At 36.1% G+C, this 23,567-nt stretch carries 28 protein-coding genes and 6 pseudogenes; 29 read left to right on the top strand and 5 right to left on the bottom strand.

Annotation, left to right across the window (positions count from 1 at the left end):
* The 24 genes and pseudogenes from CP355_RS05220 to CP355_RS05105 all read left to right on the top strand — a co-directional run.
* Nucleotides 1–149: transposase (locus tag CP355_RS05220; RefSeq protein WP_199161210.1), on the top strand; the 149-nt coding region annotated here is incomplete at its 5' end.
* 154 nt (nucleotides 150–303) lie between these two features.
* Entirely contained in the window at nucleotides 304–519 is a 216-nt protein-coding gene (locus CP355_RS05215; protein ID WP_025006076.1) for a helix-turn-helix transcriptional regulator, read from the top strand.
* Nucleotides 506–958: a hypothetical protein gene (locus tag CP355_RS05210; RefSeq protein WP_035434446.1), complete on the top strand. Its 453-nt coding sequence runs from the start codon at nucleotides 506–508 to the stop codon at nucleotides 956–958. The genes CP355_RS05215 and CP355_RS05210 overlap by 14 nt, the downstream gene beginning before the upstream one ends.
* 14 nt (nucleotides 959–972) lie before the next feature.
* On the top strand, nucleotides 973–1,836 hold the full coding sequence (locus tag CP355_RS05205) for an NAD(P)-dependent oxidoreductase (RefSeq protein ID WP_098044034.1): 864 nt from the start codon (nucleotides 973–975) through the stop codon (nucleotides 1,834–1,836).
* Nucleotides 1,836–3,098: a replication-associated recombination protein A gene (locus CP355_RS05200; RefSeq protein ID WP_098044033.1), complete on the top strand. Its 1,263-nt coding sequence runs from the start codon at nucleotides 1,836–1,838 to the stop codon at nucleotides 3,096–3,098. The genes CP355_RS05205 and CP355_RS05200 overlap by 1 nt, the downstream gene beginning before the upstream one ends.
* Before the next feature lie 97 nt (nucleotides 3,099–3,195).
* Nucleotides 3,196–3,426 (top strand): hypothetical protein, encoded by a 231-nt coding sequence (locus CP355_RS05195; RefSeq protein ID WP_087176336.1) that lies wholly within the window; start codon nucleotides 3,196–3,198, stop codon nucleotides 3,424–3,426.
* 80 nt (nucleotides 3,427–3,506) lie between these two features.
* Nucleotides 3,507–4,486, top strand: a pseudogene (locus CP355_RS05190) (Gfo/Idh/MocA family protein).
* A gap of 14 nt (nucleotides 4,487–4,500) precedes the next feature.
* Nucleotides 4,501–5,361 (top strand): annotated as a pseudogene (locus CP355_RS05185) (HAD-IC family P-type ATPase); the annotation flags it as partial.
* 76 nt (nucleotides 5,362–5,437) lie between these two features.
* Complete coding sequence (locus tag CP355_RS05180) at nucleotides 5,438–5,668, top strand: heavy-metal-associated domain-containing protein (RefSeq protein WP_025006081.1); 231 nt, start codon at nucleotides 5,438–5,440, stop codon at nucleotides 5,666–5,668.
* 45 nt (nucleotides 5,669–5,713) lie between these two features.
* Nucleotides 5,714–6,220, top strand: coding sequence for a DNA-binding protein (locus CP355_RS05175; RefSeq protein ID WP_233186985.1), 507 nt, complete (start codon nucleotides 5,714–5,716; stop codon nucleotides 6,218–6,220).
* Nucleotides 6,221–6,237: 17 nt separating this feature from the next.
* On the top strand, nucleotides 6,238–6,891 hold the full coding sequence (locus tag CP355_RS05170; RefSeq protein WP_098044032.1) for a Crp/Fnr family transcriptional regulator: 654 nt from the start codon (nucleotides 6,238–6,240) through the stop codon (nucleotides 6,889–6,891).
* A 257-nt stretch (nucleotides 6,892–7,148) separates the two neighbouring features.
* On the top strand, nucleotides 7,149–7,808 hold the full coding sequence (locus tag CP355_RS05165; protein ID WP_087176338.1) for an amino acid ABC transporter permease: 660 nt from the start codon (nucleotides 7,149–7,151) through the stop codon (nucleotides 7,806–7,808).
* Nucleotides 7,789–8,463, top strand: coding sequence for an amino acid ABC transporter permease (locus CP355_RS05160; protein ID WP_098044031.1), 675 nt, complete (start codon nucleotides 7,789–7,791; stop codon nucleotides 8,461–8,463). The genes CP355_RS05165 and CP355_RS05160 overlap by 20 nt, the downstream gene beginning before the upstream one ends.
* 9 nt (nucleotides 8,464–8,472) lie before the next feature.
* On the top strand, nucleotides 8,473–9,213 hold the full coding sequence (locus CP355_RS05155) for an amino acid ABC transporter ATP-binding protein (protein ID WP_098044036.1): 741 nt from the start codon (nucleotides 8,473–8,475) through the stop codon (nucleotides 9,211–9,213).
* A gap of 11 nt (nucleotides 9,214–9,224) precedes the next feature.
* Nucleotides 9,225–10,085: a transporter substrate-binding domain-containing protein gene (locus CP355_RS05150; RefSeq protein WP_098036370.1), complete on the top strand. Its 861-nt coding sequence runs from the start codon at nucleotides 9,225–9,227 to the stop codon at nucleotides 10,083–10,085.
* A gap of 93 nt (nucleotides 10,086–10,178) precedes the next feature.
* Nucleotides 10,179–11,561: a YSIRK-type signal peptide-containing protein gene (locus CP355_RS05145; RefSeq protein ID WP_098044030.1), complete on the top strand. Its 1,383-nt coding sequence runs from the start codon at nucleotides 10,179–10,181 to the stop codon at nucleotides 11,559–11,561.
* 373 nt (nucleotides 11,562–11,934) lie between these two features.
* Complete coding sequence (locus tag CP355_RS05140; RefSeq protein WP_098044029.1) at nucleotides 11,935–12,486, top strand: hypothetical protein; 552 nt, start codon at nucleotides 11,935–11,937, stop codon at nucleotides 12,484–12,486.
* Between the two features lie 13 nt (nucleotides 12,487–12,499).
* Nucleotides 12,500–12,910, top strand: coding sequence for a hypothetical protein (locus CP355_RS05135; RefSeq protein ID WP_025006089.1), 411 nt, complete (start codon nucleotides 12,500–12,502; stop codon nucleotides 12,908–12,910).
* A 188-nt stretch (nucleotides 12,911–13,098) separates the two neighbouring features.
* Complete coding sequence (locus CP355_RS05130; protein ID WP_089145449.1) at nucleotides 13,099–13,530, top strand: CopY/TcrY family copper transport repressor; 432 nt, start codon at nucleotides 13,099–13,101, stop codon at nucleotides 13,528–13,530.
* A 133-nt stretch (nucleotides 13,531–13,663) separates the two neighbouring features.
* A complete protein-coding gene (locus CP355_RS05125; RefSeq protein ID WP_098044028.1) occupies nucleotides 13,664–15,817 on the top strand; it encodes a heavy metal translocating P-type ATPase in 2,154 nt (717 codons plus the stop codon).
* Nucleotides 15,818–15,869: 52 nt separating this feature from the next.
* Nucleotides 15,870–16,034 carry a DUF2933 domain-containing protein gene (locus tag CP355_RS05120; protein WP_080542591.1) on the top strand — a complete coding sequence of 55 codons (165 nt, stop codon included), beginning with the start codon at nucleotides 15,870–15,872 and terminating at the stop codon, nucleotides 16,032–16,034.
* 183 nt (nucleotides 16,035–16,217) lie between these two features.
* Nucleotides 16,218–16,349, top strand: a complete 132-nt coding sequence (locus tag CP355_RS10720) for a hypothetical protein (protein WP_255404534.1) — start codon at nucleotides 16,218–16,220, stop codon at nucleotides 16,347–16,349.
* A 543-nt stretch (nucleotides 16,350–16,892) separates the two neighbouring features.
* A pseudogene (locus CP355_RS05110) lies at nucleotides 16,893–17,513 on the top strand (CadD family cadmium resistance transporter).
* Between the two features lie 64 nt (nucleotides 17,514–17,577).
* Nucleotides 17,578–18,918, top strand: a pseudogene (locus CP355_RS05105) (IS3 family transposase).
* On the opposite strand, the gene CP355_RS10370 reads toward CP355_RS05105, so the two are convergent.
* A complete protein-coding gene (locus CP355_RS10370; RefSeq protein ID WP_199161211.1) occupies nucleotides 18,851–19,105 on the bottom strand; it encodes a hypothetical protein in 255 nt (84 codons plus the stop codon). The pseudogene CP355_RS05105 and the gene CP355_RS10370 sit on opposite strands and share 68 nt — an antisense overlap.
* Between CP355_RS10370 and CP355_RS10275 the strand changes: the two genes are divergently transcribed.
* Nucleotides 19,086–19,466 carry an LPXTG cell wall anchor domain-containing protein gene (locus CP355_RS10275; protein WP_158227251.1) on the top strand — a complete coding sequence of 127 codons (381 nt, stop codon included), beginning with the start codon at nucleotides 19,086–19,088 and terminating at the stop codon, nucleotides 19,464–19,466. The genes CP355_RS10370 and CP355_RS10275 overlap by 20 nt on opposite strands.
* Before the next feature lie 53 nt (nucleotides 19,467–19,519).
* Here CP355_RS10275 and CP355_RS05095 read toward each other — a convergent pair.
* Nucleotides 19,520–19,810 (bottom strand): annotated as a pseudogene (locus tag CP355_RS05095) (multidrug ABC transporter permease); the annotation flags it as partial.
* On the opposite strand from CP355_RS05095, the gene CP355_RS10715 reads away from it, so the two are divergent.
* The 3 genes from CP355_RS10715 to CP355_RS05085 all read left to right on the top strand — a co-directional run bounded on the left by CP355_RS10715 (nucleotide 19,798) and on the right by CP355_RS05085 (nucleotide 21,010).
* The gene (locus CP355_RS10715; RefSeq protein ID WP_255404974.1) at nucleotides 19,798–19,932 is read left to right on the top strand and encodes a hypothetical protein; all 135 of its coding nucleotides are present in this window, start codon (nucleotides 19,798–19,800) and stop codon (nucleotides 19,930–19,932) included. The pseudogene CP355_RS05095 and the gene CP355_RS10715 sit on opposite strands and share 13 nt — an antisense overlap.
* A 42-nt stretch (nucleotides 19,933–19,974) precedes the next feature.
* Nucleotides 19,975–20,115, top strand: coding sequence for an alpha/beta hydrolase (locus CP355_RS10365; RefSeq protein WP_233186984.1), 141 nt, complete (start codon nucleotides 19,975–19,977; stop codon nucleotides 20,113–20,115).
* A 142-nt stretch (nucleotides 20,116–20,257) separates the two neighbouring features.
* Nucleotides 20,258–21,010 carry an NADPH-dependent oxidoreductase gene (locus CP355_RS05085; RefSeq protein WP_087176346.1) on the top strand — a complete coding sequence of 251 codons (753 nt, stop codon included), beginning with the start codon at nucleotides 20,258–20,260 and terminating at the stop codon, nucleotides 21,008–21,010.
* Nucleotides 21,011–21,238: 228 nt separating this feature from the next.
* Here CP355_RS05085 and CP355_RS05080 read toward each other — a convergent pair.
* The 3 genes and pseudogenes from CP355_RS05080 to CP355_RS05070 all read right to left on the bottom strand — a co-directional run.
* Nucleotides 21,239–21,730, bottom strand: a pseudogene (locus CP355_RS05080) (TetR/AcrR family transcriptional regulator); the annotation flags it as partial.
* A 247-nt stretch (nucleotides 21,731–21,977) separates the two neighbouring features.
* On the bottom strand, nucleotides 21,978–22,262 hold the full coding sequence (locus CP355_RS10505) for a cupin domain-containing protein (protein ID WP_233185801.1): 285 nt from the start codon (nucleotides 22,260–22,262) through the stop codon (nucleotides 21,978–21,980).
* A 262-nt stretch (nucleotides 22,263–22,524) separates the two neighbouring features.
* On the bottom strand, nucleotides 22,525–22,803 hold the full coding sequence (locus tag CP355_RS05070; protein ID WP_233186983.1) for a hypothetical protein: 279 nt from the start codon (nucleotides 22,801–22,803) through the stop codon (nucleotides 22,525–22,527).
* A 224-nt stretch (nucleotides 22,804–23,027) separates the two neighbouring features.
* Here CP355_RS05070 and CP355_RS05065 point away from each other — a divergent pair, with 224 nt between their 5' ends.
* Nucleotides 23,028–23,546 carry a GNAT family N-acetyltransferase gene (locus CP355_RS05065; protein WP_098044026.1) on the top strand — a complete coding sequence of 173 codons (519 nt, stop codon included), beginning with the start codon at nucleotides 23,028–23,030 and terminating at the stop codon, nucleotides 23,544–23,546.
* The last annotated feature ends 21 nt before the right edge of the window (nucleotides 23,547–23,567 follow it).

Below are 23,567 nucleotides of genomic sequence, written 5' to 3'. Positions count from 1 at the left end.
AAAACAAGATGTGGGGCGGACATTTATGGTCACCCAGCTATTACTTTGGCACGGTGGGGAATATGTCTAAAGAAGTAGTAGAAAAATACATTAATGACCAGATCTACAATGCCATTTCTGGCGGCAAGCCCTATCCATCCCCGCATTAAAATACGGAGATTTTCGGGCGTTTTTCATTAAATTAATTTTTGTCATCATAAAACCTCATTTCGTTACTTCTATTTTATTGCAAATTGGGCAAAAATTGTTACAATGTGAAGTAAACTACATGAAGTAGGTTTCATGTTTTAGGGAGGGATCAAAATTCCAAATCTAGTTAAACAATATCGAAAAGAAAATAAAATGACACAACGGGAGGTTGCCGAAAAGGTGCGCGTGACAGAGCGCACAATTATTTCAGTGGAGAAAGGGAAATATAAGCCTTCCATTGTTTTAGCTTATAAACTGGCTAAATTATTTGGGACAGATATTGAAACTTTATTTTGCTTGAAGGAGTTTGTTGAAAATGAAGAAGAATGATAAAAAGAGAAAAATTAAATACGCTATAAGTACAGTATTCTTTCTGATCATAACTATTATAGACATGGTTGATTTATATAATGATATTTTTAATGGGCGAGGTCACACTATCAAAGATTTAGTTTGGTTAGTAATTTTGATTTTGGTAACCTTGGGTAATTACTATCTAATGAAAGATATTGGTACTATTGACGATGATGATGAACGTGATGATTATGTCCAGATGAAGACAGATTCTACATCGTATCATATTCTTGAATGGATCATAATTATTGCTAGTGTGGCTTTTTCAGCTTGGGGAGTTATTCTATATTCCAAAAACGGAAATGAGCAATTGGCCTTTGTTTTAATTATTATTGGAGCAGTTTTATCATCAATTTGGATATTAACGATTATTATTAATTTCATTATTTGGTTAGTTAATTATTATAAAAATTAAAGGAGAATACAGTAATGAAAATTGGATTTATTGGTACTGGCGTAATGGGGACTGGCATTATTAATAATTTACTAAAGAATAATTATGACGTCACAGTTTACAACAGAACTAAGGCTCACGCTCAACCTGTCTTGGATAATGGAGCCAAGTGGGCAGACAATCCTGCCGAATTAACTAAGCAGGTAGATGTTTTATTCACGATGGTAGGCTTTCCACAAGATGTTGAGAACATTTATTTTGGAGAAAATGGGATCTTCGAAACAGCCCAAGCAGGGCAGTACATCATTGACATGACCACTAGTAAACCAAGCTTAGCCCAAAAGATTGGTCAAACTGGTGAAGATAAGAGGATTCATATTTTTGATGCACCTGTTTCTGGTGGTGATATTGGCGCCAAAAAGGGGACATTAACAGTCATGATTGGTGGACATGAAGAAGATCTTGATCAATTACGTGATATCTTCATGACCTTTTCAAGTAAATTGAATTACTTCGGTCCCTACGGTAGCGGTCAACATGCTAAGATGGCTAACCAAATTATGATTGCCGGAACTATGACTGGTATGACGGAGATGCTTGTTTATGCAAAAGCTGCTGGACTTAACTTGGAACAGGTTTGTCAAACACTACAATCTGGTGCTGCAGAAAACTTTAGTCTAGGATCTTATGGTCCACGTATACTAAAAGGTGACTATACCCCTGGCTTTTTTGCCAAACATTTTTTGAAAGACTTACGTATTGCTCTCGAAGAAGCAGAAAAGATGAACTTAGACTTACCTTCAACCAAAGAGGCAAAACATTTATATGAAGTTTTAGTTGATGACAAAAAACTAGGTAATGATGGCACACAAGCTTTAATTAAATTGTGGTGGAAATAATGTCTTTCAGAACACCTCTGGCAGATAAAATGCGACCGCAAACACTGAATGATATGGTAGGCCAACAAGATTTTCTTGGTAAAGGAAAACCTCTTCGTCGAATTATTGAACAAAAAGTCAATATTTCTCTAATTTTATGGGGACCACCAGGTACTGGAAAATCTAGTTTAGCCCAAATCATAGCTAAGCAATTTGATTATCCTTTAGCAAAATTTAATGCCTCAATCGACAATAAAGCTAAATTAGATCAATTTATCAAAACTTATCCTTATCAGCCCTTTGTTTTGCTTATTGACGAGATTCATCGAATGACTAAAAACCTACAAGATTTTCTTTTGCCATATTTGGAAAATGGTCATATTCTGCTTGTCGGTGCAACAACTGAAAATCCGATTATGTCAATAGTTCCAGCTGTACGTTCTCGTTGTCAGATTTTTGAATTTAAAGCATTAAGCGATCAAGATATTGAGATAGTTTTAAAACGTGCCGCAACAGAAGTTCTCAAATTGAAAGATGAACAGATTGAAACAGATGCATTGACATTAATAGCTATTGCAGCAGATGGTGATCTACGTGTTGCGTTAAATATATTAGAAACAGTTCATGCAATTAATCCTGAAGAATTAACTGTTCAAGATGTTAAAAACTTTGCTAAAGGACAGAATTTTAGCTATGACAAAAAGGCAACTAAACATTACGACTATTTAGCTGCCTATTCAGACTCTATGGCTGGTTCAGATACAGATGCTGCACTTTATTATTTAGCAGTTTTATTGAAAAATGGAGACTTGCCATCTGTTGTCCGCCGGTTAAGAGAAATTCCATATACTTATATTGGTTTGGCCAATCCGCAACAGGTTACTCAAATAGTTACGGCTGCTAATCAGGCGGAAAAGGTGGGGATGCCTAAAGCGAAGTATCCTTTAATATTTGCCACTATGTTGATGTGCATTTCACCAAAATCTGGTTCTTTTGATGAAATTTGGGATAAGTTAGACAAAGACACTGAACATCCTAGTCAACACCCCATGCCTCGAGGGTTACGTGACATGCATTATAAGCATTCTGAAGAAATTACCGGTGGTGGTTTGATTAAAAGCCCATTTGCTGAACCACATCAGATTGCAAAGCAAAATTACATGCCTCAAGGTTTGGAAGGAAAAAGATATTACTATCCTAAAGATAACGCCAATGAAAAAAGACTAAGTGAGCAATATTTAAAATTGCATCGATATATCTATGGTGAAGATTACAAGAACTAACAATATTTAAAATTATGTAAACTAACTTTTAGTAAGCTTGTAAAAGCTAATTTCTTCAGCTAAAATAGCTTTAGTTAAATTATAGGAGTTGAAAGAAATGACAACTAACGAAAAAATCATTACTTTAGTGAAACCTGAATACTTGAAAAAAATTCCTGCTATTTTTCGTAAACATGCAACTAATAATACTTGTAAATTAATCGCTAAAGAATATCCTGATTTATATGCTGCTTTTGAAAAGGATCCTAGTGATGAACAAAAGCAAAAAATGACTAAACTTGTTAACGGCATTTTCGAGGAAAGAATGAAAAAACATAATATGCTTTAAAATAATAGAACTACAGACTTATGCAGATAGGTTCTGTAGTTTTTTGTTTGCTTAATTTTTGAATATTGATCATACTAAAAATGAAACTTTTAATTGCTGGTGCCGGCTTTATTGTACAAGATTGGCTTCAAATAACTAAGGATTTGTCAAAAGTGGAATTAACTGGAATTGCTGGTACAGAAAACGATTTAACTACTATGAAAGAATTAGCTAAACAATATAATATTCAAAATATTTATACTGATTATGCAACTGCTTTAAGGGAAACAAATGCTGATACAGTATATGTAGCCGTACCTAACTTCCTGCACTACTCATTTGTCAAACAAGCATTATTAGCTAATAAAAATGTGATTTGTGAAAAGCCATTCACTGTTAAATACGATGAATTTAAGAAATTAAAACAGTTGGCATTAGAAAAAGATCTAATTCTAGCTGAAGCAATTACCAATCAATATTTAACAAACTATCAAGGATTAAAAGATAGATTGCCTGATTCTAGGTCTAATTAGAATTGTGTCCATGAATTACTCACAATAATTTTCACCGTTACAATGCTTTTAAAGAGGGAAAAATTTTACCAGTATTTGACCCTAAAAAGGGTGGTGGTGCTCTGATGGATCTGAACATTTATAATATTCACTTTATAGTGGGACTTTTCGGGATGCCAAAATCAGTTGAATATTTAGCCAATATTCAACGTGATGTTGATACATCTGGTATTTTGCTACTGGATTATGGTGATTTCAAAGTTTTATCAATTGCAGCAAAAGATTCAGGAGCACCTGTAACTTCAACTATCGAAGGAGAAAATGAAACAATTGTAGTTAATGGACCAGCTAATGTCATGGATTCATTTGATATTTACCATAACAGTGAAAAACTACAACATATTGATAAGAAAGTATATCCTCATCGAATATTTGAGGAGTTTAAAGAATTTAACCGGATGATAGAAAAACATGACATGTCCAAATGCAAAAAAATGCTCAACCATAGTGACGAAGTAATGCAAGTTTTACAAAAGGCCGTTGAAAGCGCTGGGCTTAAGCTGGAATAGGAGGAAAACATGAAATTCATATTCTAAATGGTGATAGAAGAGAAATTATTAATTTAGCTGTAAGTATTGAAGCTCGAAGTAACCACCCATTAGCAAAAGCAATTGCTAAATTAGCTGATGAAAAGATAGATCATATTACTACTAATACAATTAAAGGAAAAGGAATTTCTGCTACTTTAGAAAACGATAAATACTATTTAGGCAATTTAGCATTAATTGAAGAGCATACTTTTGTTAATGCAAAACTAACTAAAATAGTTAATAAATTAAGCAATTTAGGTAACTCTATTGTCATTTTTTCTAACACTGATCAAAGTATGTTAGCAGTCTTTGGCATTAAGGACCGACTTCGACCAGAATCTAAAGCTGCATTGCTTAAATTAAAACAACTTGGGATTAAAAAACTAGTGATGCTCTTAGGCGATAATCAAGAAACAGCAAAACAAATTGCGGCAGAGTTGCCAATTGATGAAGTACATGGACAAATGTTACCTGCAGATAAAGCGCAATTTATTAAAAACGAACAAGCAAATGGTCATCATATAGCTTTTATTGGTGACGGAGTCAATGATAGCCCTGCCCTAGCTAATGCTGACGTTGCTATTGCTATCGGTAGTGGTACCGATGTAGCAATTGACGTGGCAGATATTGTTTTGGTGAAAAATGACTTACGTAAAATTGACTATGCCTTAGCAATTTCTAAGCGAACTGTCTTGAACATGAATGAAAACATTGCAATTGCATTATTAACCGTACTGCTATTGTTCGTTGGATTGTTTGCGGGTTATGTTGAAATGGCTAGTGGCATGTTTATCCATGAATTTAGTATTTTAGTCGTTATCTTAAATGGGATGCGCTTAATTAAAAATTATTAAAAACTTGATGACCGTCAAGTTTCTAAGAAGAAAAAAGATTTAGAATTTAATATGTAATGATGAAAGGAAGATATTTATGCAAAAAGTAATGATGAAGTTAGGTGGCATGACTTGTCCATCTTGTTTAACCAAAATTGAAAAAGCTGTTGAAAACGTTAATGGCACTGATCAAATTAAGGTTTTGTTCAACGCTGGCAAATTAAAGTTTGTAATGGATTCAAACAAGACCAACACAGATGATGTGAAGAATGCTATCGAAAAAATGGGTTATGAAGTTATGGACATTAAAGAAAAGGAGATTAATTAAATGAATTCAGAAGAAGCATACCAATCAGAACTAAAGCAAAGTTAAATAGACCATCACACTCCCACGGTCGGAGCAATGGTTGGTCATATCATTGCTAACTTATTAATTCACTCCTTAAAAATTAGCCAAGCTAAATTCTTTACCAAAGGTAATGCTAGTTTATTTTTATGTCAATATGCTCCTAAATGGATTGAATACGAACAAACAGAGTTCAACAAATTAAACCAAATTTTGGTAAATAATGGCGAAAGTATTCCTACAACCACCGACCAATTTAAAGAATATACTATGCTCGAAGAAAATGGAGCTACAAAATACGAAAAGGGTAACGATCAATTATTTACATTAGTAAAAGACTTTGATACGCAAATTCTTTTTATTACTAAGGCTATTACTCTAGCCCAAAATGAAAATTGGCCAGAATTAAGTGCGAACTTAGTAGAATTATTATCATGGATTAAAGAACAAATTCGCCAATCACAAAACTTTTTGAATCACGATTTGCGTGAAGGATTGTATACTGAAGAAGACGATGATGATGACGATTTTTAAATAAATGAAGTCTTTAAATGGCAGAGTTATGTGTTCAGTTAGTCCCACTATTTAATGCATTGCCTATAGATGAGCAAATGCAAATAGAAGAGCTAGTTCATCACCAAAATTATCGAAAAAATGAGTTAGTCTTGGATCCCACTTCAAATAGTAATTTAATAATTCTTGCTCATGGTAGCGCTCGTCTTTATACCTTGAACAAAGAGGGACATGAGAATGTTATTCAAGTCTTGAAAACTGGAGATTATGCTGGTGAAAATTGGTTATTTGGTGAGGCTAATACCAATACCTACGTTGAAGCCACAGAAGATAGTGAAATTTGTTTACTGAATCGCAATGACTTTTTAGCTTTGATGAAAAAACAACCGGAATTAAGCATAAAGCTCCTAGAACAAAACATCATTAAAGTACGTGCTTTGCAGAAACAAATACAATTATTAAGTCTTCCTAAAGTAGAGGATAGACTACTTAATTATTTGCAGACCTATGCCAAAAAAGTAGGACATAAATCATTTATACTACCATTAAAAATGAAAGATTTAGCACTTTATTTAGGAACTACACCAGAAACTTTATCCCGTAAATTTATTTTACTCGAAAAACGAGGAGTCTTAAAAAGAAAATTGAGACGAATCCAACTATTATTTAAAAAATCAATTGACAATAAATAAGCATGAGTTTACACTAATAGTCAATGGAAGTTACTAAAAGTAAGAAAGGAGTACCAACATGTTGAATTTACAAGCTATATGTCATAACTGTGTATGTTGTCCAAAAGACAATACTTTTTTGCATACGCTAATTCAGCATGACGTACTTCGATATATTTATAGTTAACTTGGTTTTTTAATTTAGCTATTTTAAGGATCTACGAACTGAATTGGTTCGTGGATCCTTTTTTGTTTGGTCTTTGGGAGGGTAAGATCTTATGAATTGGTCAATCATACAACAAGCGTTGCCAGTATTTGTCCATGCATTTGGACTCACAATTTGGCTATCGCTAATTGGAATAATAGGTTCAATTATTGTTGGAATAATCGCTAGCCTGACGCAATATTTTAAAGTACCAGTACTCAGTCAAGTCATGACAGCATATGTTGAACTAGCACGAAACACACCACTTTTAATTCAATTATTTTTCCTGTACTACGCTTTTCCAGTTATCGGAATAAAAATGTCCGCAGAAGTTTGCGGCATTATCGGTTTAATTTTCTTAGGTGGAGCATACATGGCTGAGGGATTTACTGGTGGCTTTAATGGAATTTCTACGAGTCAAATTAATAGCGGAAAAGCATTGGGGATGAGTCGTTTTCAATTAGCTCGCTATGTTGTTTTTCCGCAAGGCTTTGCCTTAAGCATGCCTGCCTTAACAGCTAATATTATCTTTTTAATTAAAGAAACATCAATTTTCTCAGTAATTGCGATTCCTGAATTAACCAACACGGCCTTAGATTTAATTGGAATGTATTACCGTTCTAATGAATATTTATTAATGCTGGTTATTGCATACGCAATTATCTTGATCCCAGTAATTCTTTTATTAACTTGGCTTGAAAGGAGAGTTCGTTATGGTGCATTCGGGAATTAATGTTTTATTTGAAGGAAGTAACTTCGCCCGTTTAATGGCTGGTCTTTGGACCTCAATTTGGATCGCAACTATTTCATTAATAATCGGTTTAGCAATTGGTATTATTTTCGGTATTCTGCGAACTTTATCTAATAAATTCATTCGTTTTATTCTGCGAGTTTATCTAGAATTCTTCCGAATAGTACCTACGATCGTTTTACTTTACCTGGTTTACTATATTTTGCCGCGAACTTTTCATGTTAATTGGCCAGCAACCTGGATGGCAGTTTTAGCATTTTCACTATGGGTAGCTGCCGAATTTAGCGATATTGTTCGCGGAGCAATTGAATCAGTTCCTAAGAGTCAACGAGAATCTGGTTTAGCACTAGGTTTAAGTAAAATTCAGCTGTTTAGATATGTTCTGCTTCCTCAGGCAATTAAACTTGAACTACCCGCTACGATTAATTTAGCAACGAGAGTAATTAAGACAACTTCACTTTTACTGGTTATCAGCATTATGGAAGTAATCAATGTTGCCCAGCAAATTATCGAAGCAAATAACCAACAATATCCAACTGGTGTTTTCTGGGTTTACGGTTTGATCTTTATTTTATATTTCGTTCTCGATTACCCATTATCAGCTTGGGCTAAGAAATTAACTAATGAAAGAAAATAGGTGACTATTATGACTGAAGAAATTTTAAAAGTTGAGCATTTAAATAAGTTTTATGATGAACGACAAGTTTTACATAACATTAATTTTTCACTGAAAAAGGGTGAAGTATTAACATTACTTGGACCATCTGGTTCTGGTAAAAGTACCTTACTTAGAACTTTGAATGGATTAGAAGATTATAAAAATGGATCAATCTATTTCCACGAGAAGAAGATTGATCCTAGTCCTAAAGAATGGCAAATCTTGCGACAAAAAATCGGTATGGTTTTCCAAAGTTACGATCTCTTTCCAAATCTAACCGTGATAGAAAACGTCTTACTTGCTCCAGTAAAGGTACAAAAACGTGATGAAAATGAAGTTAAAGAAGAAGCAATTAAATTACTAAAGCAAGTTGGATTAGAGCAATATCTAAATGCTTATCCTAGAGAATTATCAGGTGGTCAAAAACAACGAGTAGCCATAGTTCGTGCATTGGCAATGAAACCTGAAATCATGCTTTTGGATGAAATCACCGCATCCCTCGATCCCGAAATGGTACGCGGAATTGAGGAAATCGTTGAGCTCCTTTCTAAACGTGATCACATGACAATGATTATCGTTACTCACCAAATGAATTTTGCTTTCCGAATTGCAGATGAAGTACTCTTTTTGGAAGATGGCCATATTTTAGAAGATACACCAGGAAAAGAATTCTTTAATCATCCTCAAACGCAAAGAGCAAAAGATTTCCTAGACAGTATGGATTATTAAGGATAAAGCCAATGAAAAAGAAAAATATTTTTAATATTATTATGGGCATCGTTGCTCTGATAGTGGTAGTGAGTGCTGCTTATTTTGGCTTCACACAACCTAATTTAAATAGCGGTACTGCTGGCAGCCGTTGGAGCAATGAAAACGGTATTTCAGAAATTAAACGCCGTGGCTATATCAGAGTTGCAGTTTTTGGAGACTTACCACCATACGGTTGGGTAAATGACCAAGGCAAAAGAGTAGGGTATGATGTTTACTTAGCGCGTAGAATAGCTAAAGATTTAAACGTTAAAATTCGTTTTATTCAAGTAAATGCCAATAATCGTGTAGATACTTTGAATTCAAACAAAGCGGATATAGTTTTAGCTAACTTTACAGTAACGCCTGAACGTAAGGATGTAGTTGATTTTGCCAAGCCTTATATGAAGGTGTCAGTGGGTGTAATTTCGCCTAAAAACGCGCCAATCAAAAGTGCCCAAGAATTAAAGGGTAAAAAATTGATTGTCACTAAGGGCACGACAGCCGAAAACTATTTTGCTAAACAATCTGGTGTTGACTTATTAAAATTTGACTCTAAGACGCAGCAGTTCAACGCGCTAAAAAATGGCCGTGGTGCAGCCTTAGCTGATGATAATTCATATCTTTATGCTTGGGTTAAGAAAAATCCGAAGTATGTAGTCGGCATTAAAAGTATTGGGTCACGCCAGTATGTGTCTCCAGCTGTAAAGAAGGGCAATCTCTCATTATTAAAATGGACCAATCAAGAAATAACTAAGTTAACTCAGGAAGGCTTCTTTGTAAAAGATTATCAAACAGAACTTGCACCATACTTTGGAAAGGATATTAAGCCAACCGACATTATTTTGAAATAAGTTAAAAGAGAACTTCGAAAACGAGGTTCTCTTTTTTAATACCATCATCAAAAAAATAAATGATGTTTTATTTGTATTAAGGGATTGATAACAATGAGACTGAAAAAGAAGAACTTACACTTAAACCAAGAAATTGAACAACACTACAGCTTTAGAAAATTAGCATCAGGTGCGTTGGTTTCCGCAATTATTGGTGCGTTTTTCATAGGGATTAAAACTGAAACAGTTTCAGCTGCTGTAGACAATAATGCTACTCAAGTAACTGTTAAAGAAACAAGCTCTCAAACTTCAACAGATAATTTAGATGTAAATACTGACAGTCACAGTTCTGATAAGACATTAGATAATACTCTTACATACGATAATCAAATTATTAAAAAAGAAACAAATAATACAGAAGCAGAACAGGTTACACAAACTACTGACAAGGAAGAGACTACTACTCAACCAACACAAATTAGCCAAAATGATACTGCCAAGATTAATGTAGAAAAAGATCCTAAACAAGAAACGATCACTACTTCAAAGGCATCATCAGTAGATGCAACTAAACAATTATTAGAATCAAAAACTGAGTCAACCGCTAAATCAGTAACTTTCGGAAATGGCGGTGCTACATTATCAATTAGTCGCAATACAATAGGTGCGACTGGTGATACCACAGCAATTGCTGTTGATTTCAACGTTTCTAATCCAAAAAAGGGCGATCAATATCAAATTGTAATTCCTAAAGGAACTTATGGTATTGGTACTGATGGACAAAATATTCAGTCTGGTGGTACAACTACGATCGCTAATGATGAAGATAAATGCATCATCACTAACACATTTACTGATGATAATGCCGGTACAATTCACCAACAATTTACTTTAAATCCAAGTAATAATTATGGCAGTCAGGATACACCAATGGAATTTATTGGTGATGTACTCAAGAAAATAACCATCACTAAAAAAGATGAAGCTGGAAATTCCGAAACTAAAGAATTGAACTTGACACAAGTTGTTAGTCCAGAAATGAATCCTACATTTAAGCGTACAAGTCCTATAGCTGATTCTGTACGAGCTTTGCCAAATACTGACTATACCTATGAACTTGACATTAATGAAACAGACGGCGTAGCCAAAGGTCTTGATTATTCTAGCAAAAAAGTTAATTCTACAGTGAACACTAATACCATTATTACAATTCCTGTACCTGATAGTTTTGTGTTGAACCAAGATAAAACTTACACGATTAATGATTTTGGCGATCAAACAACTATTACTCAAGCTGTTGGACCCGGTGGCACTATTGTTATTCATGTGCCAAAGCGTAGTGGTCGTCAACATTGGAACAATGGTAGTTTTGGTTATAGAATTGTAGGTCACTATGCTGTTGCTCAGTCAGTTGACGATACTGTAATCAAGGCAGATAAAACAATTCATATCGATCAAACTATCATAAAGGCAGACGGTTTCTTATTAGAGATTTAGATCAACCTTGGACTGAAACTTTACTAGGTAGTAAGCCAAACAATGAAGTACCAGAAATCACACTATCTGCGGATGTTTATGCGGACTCACATCAAATTCCACAAGATGTTGACCCTTCCAAGCTGGTTAACTTTTTTGGTTTTTAAAATACAACCAATCAAGATATTACTACTGCTAAAATTACGCTTACTTTTCCTGATGGTTTAAATATTAATCACTTAGATACTCCATACGATCCAGTTAATTTACCTGACACCATGCCTATACAATAACTTATACCGATGGTCAAACAAACTCTGAGACTATTCAAGCCGGTCAAAGTATTGAAGCCACGGATAATCAAAGTATTGCCAAGGTTGTCATTACACCTAACGTGATTTCTGCTGATGCTATTTTTAACGGTGATAATCGAATTAAAGCCTACGGTACAGTTAATAAGACATTAAAGGCTGGCACACCAATCAAAGACGGTTACGAATTCGATTCCAAAATTGGTTTTGTTTATAGTGGCCTAATTAAAGGCAATGAAAATAGTTGGGTATTTGCAAGTCCTTTATATGCTAGACAAAATTTAGCAGAGCCTAAAACTAGTGTGGGAACTTATTATGAACAACATAAGCGCATGCCTGGTGATAACGATGCAGGATTTCTTTCAGTTTACAGTAATGCAGATAGAAATGCCACTTCTCATAGCGTGCTTGAACCAATTTTCTATTATGTTTTGCCAGAAGGTACTGTTTATAATGGTAATTTTGATCGTGGTTGGAAACAACCTCCGGAACAACAACCAAAGATTACTCACTTTACGGTTGATGACCAAGAAGTAGTGAAGCTTGATTACACTGGTACAGGCTATATCTTTGATACTACCGCTGTTCATAACAATGATGTTCATATTAATAACTTACCTTTGGCTGTCTCATAAATGGGCGATTTACATGTACAGTCCTCATATTAAGATGCTTGAGACACCAGCCAAAGATTATTCAGATTGGAAGAGCACTCAAACTGAAGGAAAATCTGACAATGTTTATGTCTTAGGTAATGGTAACTGGACCATTAGTACTGCTCAACAAGTCCACATTGCATCAGGTATTAAGGGACCAAGCGATGCATTTGCAGTTGATAATACTATTGCTGATGATAAAAATCCTGGGGCATTAGAATATGACTTGAGAATCGACAACAATTTGCAAAAAGTTAATAACGGAGTGGCGGTCATTAATATTAACGACGAGGCCGACAATAACTTCAATTTCACAATGACGGCTCCTGTTAATGTACCTAATGACATTAAAGTTTTATATTCTACATCATTACTTTCAATTTATGAATACAAAATATGTTAATCTTTCCCACGGTAATATCTTTTAAGTTCTTGATATAAAGAACTATTTTCTAGCAAGTATTCATTATAGTGAAAAATTCATAGTATTTTCTGGCAGAAAGGTTGCATTATTGTGACTACAATTGTAAACTAATAAATGTTAGGAGTCTACAAACGTAAACTTAGAATTCAATTAATGGAGGAAGCCAATTGAAGGATGCAAAGAATGTAACCATCACCGATTCTGAATGGATGGTTATGAAAGTAATTTGGACAATGGGACATGCGACTAGTCGTGAACTAATTGATGCTATGAACGAATTAGAAGGCTGGTCAGCCTCAACAACCAAAACGCTACTTCACAGGTTGATTCAAAAACAGGCGGTTGCGCAGCATGGCGGCAGTCGACCATTCACGTATAAGCCGGTTGTTGGCGAGAAGAAATCAATGGCGGCAGCGGCAGATGATTTGTTTGACCATATGTGTGCGATGCGGGTTGGTTCAACAATTGCCGGCGTTATTCAGTCAAGGGAACTCTCACGGGCGGATATTGCGAACTTACAGGCGATTCTAGCTGAAAAGGCCAAAACAGCGCCCGAGGAAGTTCAGTGTAACTGCTTGCCAGGTGATCAAAAGTGTTAAGACTGTGGTGTTCTGTTTACTTTTAGGATTGCTGCACAAAAATCCCGAGCCCGGGGATTTCCACACAAGGAACTTATATTTAGGCTTCTAACCGCTTTGCTACGCACACTTATTTTTAGGAGGGTCGATAATCATGGAAAATAAAGAGGAACATATGAACATGAAAAGTATGAGTGCTAAGAATATGGAAAATAATGAATCAAATATGAGTCATATGGATCACGATATGACCGAAACGGATCACAGCCAAATGAACATGAATCACGGTGATATGGATATGGCTGGGACCGACATGATGATGCACGGTGGCTCAATGATGCATATGGGGAATTTGAAAGTTAAATTTTGGGTCTCCGTTGTCTTAGCGATTCCAGTTTTACTGTTAGCACCAATCATGGGTTTAAACGTTTCCATCCTTAGTTTCAGTTCACCGCTAATTGTTGGCATTATCATCGTTTTGTTTGATACGGCACTTTACTTTTATGGCGGAATGCCCTTTTTAAAGGGGGCTAAAGCGGAAATTCAGAATAAATCTCCTGAAATGATGACGCTAGTAACCCTTGGCATTTCCGTTTCGTATTTCTACAGTTTGTACGCATTTATTGCCAACAACTTCTTGAACCCGGCAAATCCTGTAATGGATTTTTCGTTCGAACTTGCAACCCTGATTTTAATTATGCTTCTAGGACACTGGATTGAAATGAATGCATTGATGGGGGCTGGGAATGCATTACAAAAGATGGCGGCTCTGTTGCCTAAGACGGCCCATCTAGTTACAGATAATGGTGAAACAAAAGAAGTGCCAGTATCTGATTTAAAAGTTGGTCAAGCTTTCCAAGTGCGTTCAGGTGAGAGTATTCCAGCCGATGGTGTTATTACGGCTGGGGAGTCGACCGTGAATGAAGCACTGGTAACCGGTGAATCTGCTGCCGTTACCAAGAACGTTGGCGATAAGGTCATTGGTGGTACAATCAACAATAACGGGACGCTAACGGTTAAAATTAGTGGTACTGGTGACTCCGGCTATCTTTCTCAAGTAATGAAAATGGTTCGAAATGCCCAGCAAGCTAAATCTAAAGCAGAAGATAAAGCTGATTTAGTTGCCAAGTATCTATTTTACGCGGCACTTAGTGTTGGGATTATTGCTTTCTTTGCCTGGTTACCCCAGGGATTGGCGACTGCAATGACGATCATGGTGACCGTCTTCGTGATTGCTTGCCCGCATGCATTAGGATTAGCGATTCCATTAGTGGTTTCTCGTTCTACTACGATTGGCGCTCAAAATGGGCTATTAGTTCGAAATCGCCAAGCCATTGAAGCAAGTCAACATGTTAGCCACGTTCTCTTGGATAAAACTGGCACGTTAACAGAAGGTAAATTTACGGTGAATGCATTGATTCCAAATAATGGGATTGACGAAACAACGTTATTAAGCCGACTGGCCGCCCTTGAAAATAATTCGACTCATCCGCTGGCCCAAGCAATCATTGCTGAAGCCCAAGCGAAGGACATTGAAGTCGTTGCGGCTGAAAAGTCTCAAAATATTCCGGGTGTTGGTATTTCCGGTAATATTGATGGCACTGACTATATGATTGTTAATGGTAACTATTTAACGAAGCAAGGGATCAGGTTTGACAAGGCCACTGCTGATAAATGGGCTGCTAAGGGTAATTCCGTCAGCTTCCTATTGCAGGGCACCCAAGTTCAAGGAATGGTTGCTGAAGGCGACACCATCAAAGCGAGTGCTAAGGAATTAATTAGTGGTCTTCAGAGGCGAGGAATTACCCCTGTAATGCTCACTGGCGATAATCCAAAAGCCGCGGAACACGTTGCTAACTTACTAGGATTGACTGAATTCCATGCAGGCCTATTACCAGATGATAAGCAAAAGATTATTGCTGATTATCAAGCAAAGGGCAATCACGTCATCATGGTTGGTGACGGCGTAAATGATGCACCAAGTCTTTCCGCGGCCGATATTGGAATTGCAATTGGTGCCGGAACCGATGTTGCCATTGATTCCGCTGATGTTGTGTTGGTTAAATCAGAACCCAGCGATATTTTACATTTTCTTGATTTGGCTAAAATCACAAATCGGAAAATGGTTCAAAATCTCTGGTGGGGAGCAGGCTACAATATTGTCGCAATTCCACTCGCTGCCGGTGTGTTGTCATTTATGGGAATCACTCTAGACCCAGCCGTTGGTGCTGTGGCCATGGCGATGTCGTCAATTATCGTGGCAATTAATGCGATGGGATTGACTGGTAAAAAGATAAAAAACGTATAATTAAGTGATGACAAAAACTTATTATAGAAACAAAGCAAAAGGAAGTGAAACTATGTCACAATGGATTCTGATAGCCCTTTTTCTTCTAGCACACCCACTCATGATGCTATTTATGCACAAGGGTATGCACGGTGGCTCTGGTAGTATGGGCTGCTGTGGAAACAACACTCAACAAAATTCCAATAATACTGAAAAGCCACGTAAAAAAGTCAATTAACTTGGGGGTATATATTATATAAAAATATTAACTGGTAGTCGCGGTGATGAGGTCCATGAACACCTTTACGAAAATGGTCAAAGACGGGTTGGTCATCGTATACTAAAGAAAAATACAGTGACAAACAACGGAGAATTTCACCCTGTACCTGGAAATATAGTTCTCATTCCCTTAAAAGGGACGGTGAAACTGACCACACCAGATCAAGAATGTACAATCAAAAATGGTCAACTTGCAATACTTGGACCAACTGATAGTTTTTACTTAACTGCAATTGATGATGTTGAATTTGTCGGTGTTGTTGATATTAAATAGCTCAAAAAGAGTGTCACATGGCACTCTTTTTTATATATGCTGGCTTCTCCATATTTACGACACATATGACTGTTTTAATAAAGTGTATTTCAAAAAAATAGAGGAGAAAGACCAGCTGGTAGTTTGGTCTTTTTTCTCTTGAAAAAAATGCATTCTAAATAGTTAATTCATTTTCTTGTGGTTAAGCTAACACTAGCCTGCCCCGCTCGGGTAGAGTTCTGCATGAGATGCGCTCGCTATGCAATAGCCCGTCGGAGGTTCTTCTAGCCGGGTAATAGGCGCAGAAAAATAGCAGTTCTCCCAGTAGGAAGGGAGAACGCTACTACCTCGTAGAGCCCACACTTTTACTTGTAAAGTATAGTTAGTTATACTTACTTGGAAGTAATCACCGAATTCCAGTTAGAAACTATTTTGTAACTACGTTTTGAGGAGGATAAAATGCGTTCTTACGTCCTGCATTACCCACTAGCGATAGCTAAATTAATGTGTCTGTGCTCCCCTAAAATCTGCTGATTTATTACTGACTAATACAGGAGTTTTTTTATGGGACAGACAATCATATCTGCTATTGGTGTTTATATTTCCACCAGTATAGGTTATTTAATTGTTTTGATTATTTTATTTGCACAGCTATCACAGAATAAACAGAAATAGCATATTTATGCGGGGCAATATCTAGGCACGGGCTTACTTGTAGGGGTGAGTTTAGTTGCTGCTTATGTCGTCAATTTCGTGCCTAAAGCATGGATGGTTGGATTGCTTGGTTTAATCCCTATCTATTTAGGGATTCGCTTTGCAATTGTTGGAGAAGGTGAGGAAGAAGAAGAGGAAGAAACTATTGAAAGATTAGAACAAAGTAAGGCAAATCAACTGTTTTGGACAGTTACATTGCTGACAATTGCGTCTGGCGGAGATAATTTAGGTATCTATATACCTTATTTTGCTTCGTTAGATTGGGCACAGACCCTCGTGGCGTTGCTTGTGTTCGCAATCGGCGTAATTATCTTTTGCAAGCTTAGTCAGGTGCTATCCTCTATTCCGTTAATATCCGAGACAATTGAAAAATACACGCGAATCATTGTGCCCTTAGTATTCATTCCACTTGGACTATACATCATGTATGAAAGTGGCACGATAGAGACTTTTCTAAACTTTATTTTATAGATAAAAAAGCCCCTTAAATGATATGACCCCCGAAATTAGTGTTCTAATTTCGGGGGTTATTTTCATGACTAAATACACTAAAGAAATCAAACTTGCTATCTACCACGAATGGGTAAATGATTACAGAAGAGGCACCTACCTTAGCCGGAAATATGGGATGGGGCGTGGAGGAATCCAGTATTTAGTGGGCTTGATTCAAAAACATGGTGAAGATATTCTGGATCGCCCTCAACAGAAATATACTGCTGATTTCAAGCTTGCTGCCATTGATAGAGTTCTGCTAGGTGGTGAAGCACTTAGACAGGTTTCTCTAGACTTAGGACTTACAAATACAGGCATTCTTGCGAATTGGCTTCGCTCTTTTAAAGAAAACGGGTATACTGTCATTACCAAGAAGAAAGGTAGATCAACCCAAGAATGCCCAAAAGCAAGGACAAACAATGGATCAAAGAACTGGAAGAACAGGTAAAGAGGCTTACAGTCGAGCTTGCATACATAAAAAAATTGGAGGCCTTAATTCAAAAACGTAAGAGCCAAGAAAAGAAGAATTAGCTCGTGCAATCAATGAATTAAGGCAAGAATTGCGGCTTAGCGTTAAGTACATTATCGACGTTATCAATGCCAACCCTGGATTGCCTCATATCTCAAGAAGTAACTACTACTACCAAACCCATAAGCTTGATAAGGATTCTGGTAACCAGAAGCTGATGGATAGAATCAAAGAGATCTTTCTAGAACACAGCCAGCGCTATGGGTACCGGCGAATCTACGGACAGCTTCGCCGGGAAGACTATGAGGTCAACCATAAGAAGGTGCAGAGGCTCATGCAAAAGATGGGCTTATTCGCTATCTCAATCCGCAAGAAACGTAAATACAGCAGCTATTACGGCGTTCAAGGCAAAATCAAGCCAGACACTTAATCAAGCGCAATTTCTACGCAATTATTCCCAACAGACATTGGTTTACCGACGTGACTGAATTCCATCTTAGAGATCAAAAGCTCTACCTTTCTCCAATTATCGATGGTTGTACCCAAGAAATCATCTCCTACAACATTTCTAGGCACCCAGACCTTAAGCAAGTGATGACTATGCTAAATGACGCATTTGAGAAGCACCCGGCTCTTAACGGGCTTATTTTCCACTCAGACCGTGGCTGGCAATATCAGCACCAAGCATATCGAGCTGCTCTGGCTAACAGAGGGATCGATCAGAGTATGTCCAGGTTGGGTAATTCTCTCGATGACGGTTTAATAGAAGGCTTTTTCGGCATTCTTAAGCGGGAGATGTTCTAAGGCCAAGAACATAAATACAAGGACTTAAATGAGCTTGAGAAAGCTATTCACAAATACATCGATTACTACAACAACGTAAGAACCAAGACAGGACGAAAAAGCAAAGAATAAGCCAAAGTGGTACGCCTTCTACTACTGATAAACCGGAAGGACACATTGGCGTAAGTGGTGATCCTATCACTACCGACAAACCGAAATTCCACATTGGTGTAAGTGGCAATCCCATTACTACGGGCAAGCCAGAATTTAAGATTCCAGAAGAACCGAATGTTCCTGAAGTGCCAGATACTCCTGACACAGATGAGCCTGATGAAACTATTCCACCAAAACCCGAATTAAACACCGAAGATTCTGACATAACAGTTAAGCCAGATGCTGAATCAAAACCAAAAGGTAAGTCCAATAACGAAAAATCTACCCGTAAGACTATTCAGCCAAAATCTGAAAAGCAACCTACTGCACCTAAAAAGCATTACAAGGTAAATTCAGCAATTAATACGCCTGAAAAGAATAAAATTATAGCAACTAATACCAAAATTGAATTGCCACAAACTGGTAATTCAGAGAACAGAAATACTAATTTAATTGTTGGAATTCTTTTAAGCTTAGGCACCGGTATATTGTCTAGTCTTGGGTTTAAGAAGCGTAAACATAATTAAAGATAAAAAAAGCAATCAAGTCTCACTTAAAAAAGAGATTTGATTGCTTTTATTTATTTCTTAAATTGATTTTTAACATATTCCGCATAGAGTGGGGTAGATTTGATTAAATCATCATGCTTACCATATCCCGAAACAGTGCCATGATCGATAAAGTAGATACGATCTGCATCAACAATCGTGCTTAACCGGTGTGCTATGACCAAAGTCATCCGATTTTTCATTAATCCACTCAGCGCCTTTTGGACCATTGCTTCTGATTCAGAATCCAAGCTAGCTGTAGCTTCGTCTAACATTAAAATCTTAGGATTGCATAAAAATGCTCTAGCAATTGCGATTCTTTGACTACTATGTTGGCCGTGCATTTCACCCACGTTCAGTTAACTCAAATGGTGCTTGGGATGCTCTTACTCCATGGGGCTACTACAACTTCCCACTACAGCAAAGAATTGAAACTATCAAGTAACCTAAGTTAATCGTAACTGGTGAAAAAGCCCACTCACGTTACATGGCTGAAGAAGCTTATAACCGATTAAAGGATCCAAAAGAACTGGTCATTGTGCCTAATGCAACTCACGTTGACTTATATGACCAAATGGATAAAATCCCATTTGATAAATTTGATGAATTCTTTAAAGAAAATCTTTAATTAACCAACATATTATATAATTCCATAACTGCGAAAAAACGAGTAACGATAATCATTAATAATAATGAAAGTCGTTGCTCGTTTTTCTTTGTCTTCTGTTACAATATAGTAGACTTACAATTAGTTATAAAGAAGCTTAATTATGATTCATAACTCCACCATTGATACTCAACTCAATCACAAGTCTATTCGAAAATTTAAGGATATCACCTTAAATCATGAACAACTAGAAACTTTATACACCGTCTTCAGCCGCACAGCTACTAGCATGTTCATGCAAAACGCATCCCTACTGCACATCACCGATGAAGCCAAAAAACAAAAGATCCAGGAACTTTGCGGTCAAAAATATGTTGGTGCTGAAGGAGACCTATTTATTTTTATTGTCGATCTTTACCGCAATCAGCAAATTAGAAAGCAACTAAACAAAGATGACGGTAGAGTACATACAACCGATATTTTCTTCCAAGCAATGGAAGATACATTGCTTGCTTTTCAAAATGTGGCTAATGCCGTTGAAAGCATGGATTTAGGTTATGTGCCTCTTGGTACAATCAATGATCATCCTTTGCAAATGCTAAAAACTCTTGATCTACCTAAGTTAACTTTTCCTGTTTTAGGGATGCAAGTTGGCGTGCCCGATCAAGAGCCACAATTAAAGCCACGTTTGCCACTTAAATTCATATGTTTTGAAGATTCATATCCAAAAGATTTTGATGTTAAAGATTTAAAGGACTACGATCAAGTCGTGACTACTTACTATGATTTACGTGATAGTAATCGCCGGATTGATTCATTTACTAAGCAAATTACGGGCGCTAAGCTCAATAATCATGAAACTGATCGTGATCAATTAGTAAAAGAATTACATCAACAAGAATTATGTCTTGATTGAATAGAGCTTGTGCCATATTTTTGGTAAAATCATTCATGAAGGAGTTCTTCTTTCTGTATGTTTTTTTGTTCAAACCAATCATACGAGAAAGGAACTCCTTTTTCTAATAGTTTAAGAAATTAATTTAAAGAATCATTCATCCTTACACAAACTATTTTACGGTCTCTTTTTTTGCTTAACATTAGGATACTGGTCTATTTTATTTAAGTCTTAATAAATATATTTGACTTAATCATTCTTAGCTAATTTTTCATATCCAGCTTTAGTAAAACGATTTAACATTTGCACATCATGGGCCCATTTTTCATTCTTTTGGAAATGATTGGCACGATTAACAGCGAAAGAGCCATGAATAATATACGTAAATAATGTTTCGGCATCTTCTTTACTTAACCCGGTTTTCTTAATAATTAACGGCAAGACTTTACCTCGCTCATGAGCAACTATCCGACCAATAATGTATTCACTTAAATCAGGATCCATTAATAGACTTTGATATTTATCTGAATCTCCGATCCGTTGACAAGCAGGTACTAAGGATTCATTTTTATTAAGATAATCAAAAGAATAGTGGTCCTCTGTATCTAATCCTGTAGCTGATTCCTGAACTAAAAATAGGACATCATTGAGAACGGCATTTAACACATCAGTTATTGATGTGAAATGTAAATAGAAAGTAGAACGAGTAATATCAGCTTCACGACAAATTTGAGTAATAGTAACTTTAGAATATGATTATTCTTTAACTAATTTAATAAAAGCATCTTTAATTACTCTAATTGTATAAAGTGTTCTACGATCTGTTTTTCTTCTTTTGATTTCTACCATAGCTTATTAACTCACAATCTTATTCTTTAATACTAAATCGTTCAATAATATCACCTTGATCAGGGAATAGCTGCAGCAATTTATCTTTTCTTGGCACATATATTGCGCCATCACTACCATCTGGTAGTTCGGTAGATATTTATGAAAATCCTACACCATTATTTTCAGCAGTTTCAATTGCAATAAAAGTTCCTGGATCAGCATAAAAACCACGAATTTCATTTTTGCTTTTATCAGGTCCTAATCTAACTTTATAATATTGTCCATTTTGAGTAAAGCAATGAATTACTGCAGCATCCCCAATAGAATACATCCAGGATTGACCATATTGAACTGTATGCAAAAGGGAAGGATGGTCTTTATCAATTTGACTACCTGGTCTAATGCCATTATCTACCATGTAATTAGGATAAAACAGCTGCATAACTTCATCCTGCTTTGCTTTTTGCTCAAGCGTTAATTGAGGTTCAGCTTTAGGAGTAGTAGGGCCTTGTGTTTTGGCGCCCTAACTTTTGCCAGTTGATAATTCCTAAAACTACACTAATCGAAGAGGAATATCCAATTGATTTTTCAGCAATTTTACTAGGTATCAACAATTCACCCTCGGAAAGAACTTTTTAAAAAGCGTATCTTGATTAGTAGTCACAAAATGCACTGGTTTATCGCCAATTAATTGTTTGAGATATTCATAAGTTAGTTTCTGCGGCGGAATTTTGAGAATCATTTTTAAAAGATTCAAGCATAAAAGCCCGATGCTCTTCTTTGGAATTAAATTGAGTATAAAAGCCATTGAAGATACCTTCAAAATGATATTTATCATAAAAGTATTTCATACGCTTTATGAATAGAGGACTAGCAGAATACCAAAAATCCATTCCTGCCGCATTAGACATTCCACTTCCGGCTCCAACAATAATGGCATCTGCCTTTTTCACATGGTTTACTAATTCATCAATTTTATTCATATAATGTTTACCTCATTTTTTATTAGATTGTTTACTCTTATACATGCTGTATAGAACTTGATGTAAACATCATATGGTAAAGGGGTTAGGCAGTTAAGCACATTCACGGCAAAATGTCAGATTCAGATAATGGACAGATTTGAGATTATGTAGTGAATTTGCCTTTCATATTTTATTTTTGTATAGTTTGTTAAAAATATATGCAAAAAGGGGGAAGAAAAGATATGACACTTATTTACTCCAGAAAAGCTAATATAAATGATATTGATAGTATTATGCCAATCATCGATGACGCTAAGGCATTTTTAAAGAAAGCTGGTAGCACGCAGTGGCAAAGCGGATATCCTAATAAGCAAACTATCACTCAAGACATAGAAAATAATGTTGGGTGGGTTTTAGTTGTTGATCACCAGATAGCAGGTTATGCAGCTGTGATTGCTGGAATTGAACCCACTTATCAAGTAATAGATGGTCAATGGCATAATGATCAAGATGAATACGCAACCATCCACCGAATGGCTATTAGCAGCCAATATCGCGGGATGCATCTAGCAAATTACTTTTTCTCTAATTTAATTTCATTACAAGTGACAAACAATATATCTAACTTTAGGATTGATACTTTTAAGAAAAATGCAGTTATGCAGCATTTAGCTAAAAGTAACGGCTTTACTATCAGAGGAACGATAAAAGTAGATGATCCGATCGATCCCGAAAGAATTGCTTTTGAATTAAATTTATAAAGCATATCAGTTTACTAATTT

This window comes from Lactobacillus sp. UMNPBX4, assembly GCF_002554115.1.
In the GTDB taxonomy this organism is placed as follows: domain Bacteria; phylum Bacillota; class Bacilli; order Lactobacillales; family Lactobacillaceae; genus Lactobacillus; species Lactobacillus gallinarum.
This window is presented reverse-complemented; position numbering and strand designations above follow the sequence as displayed.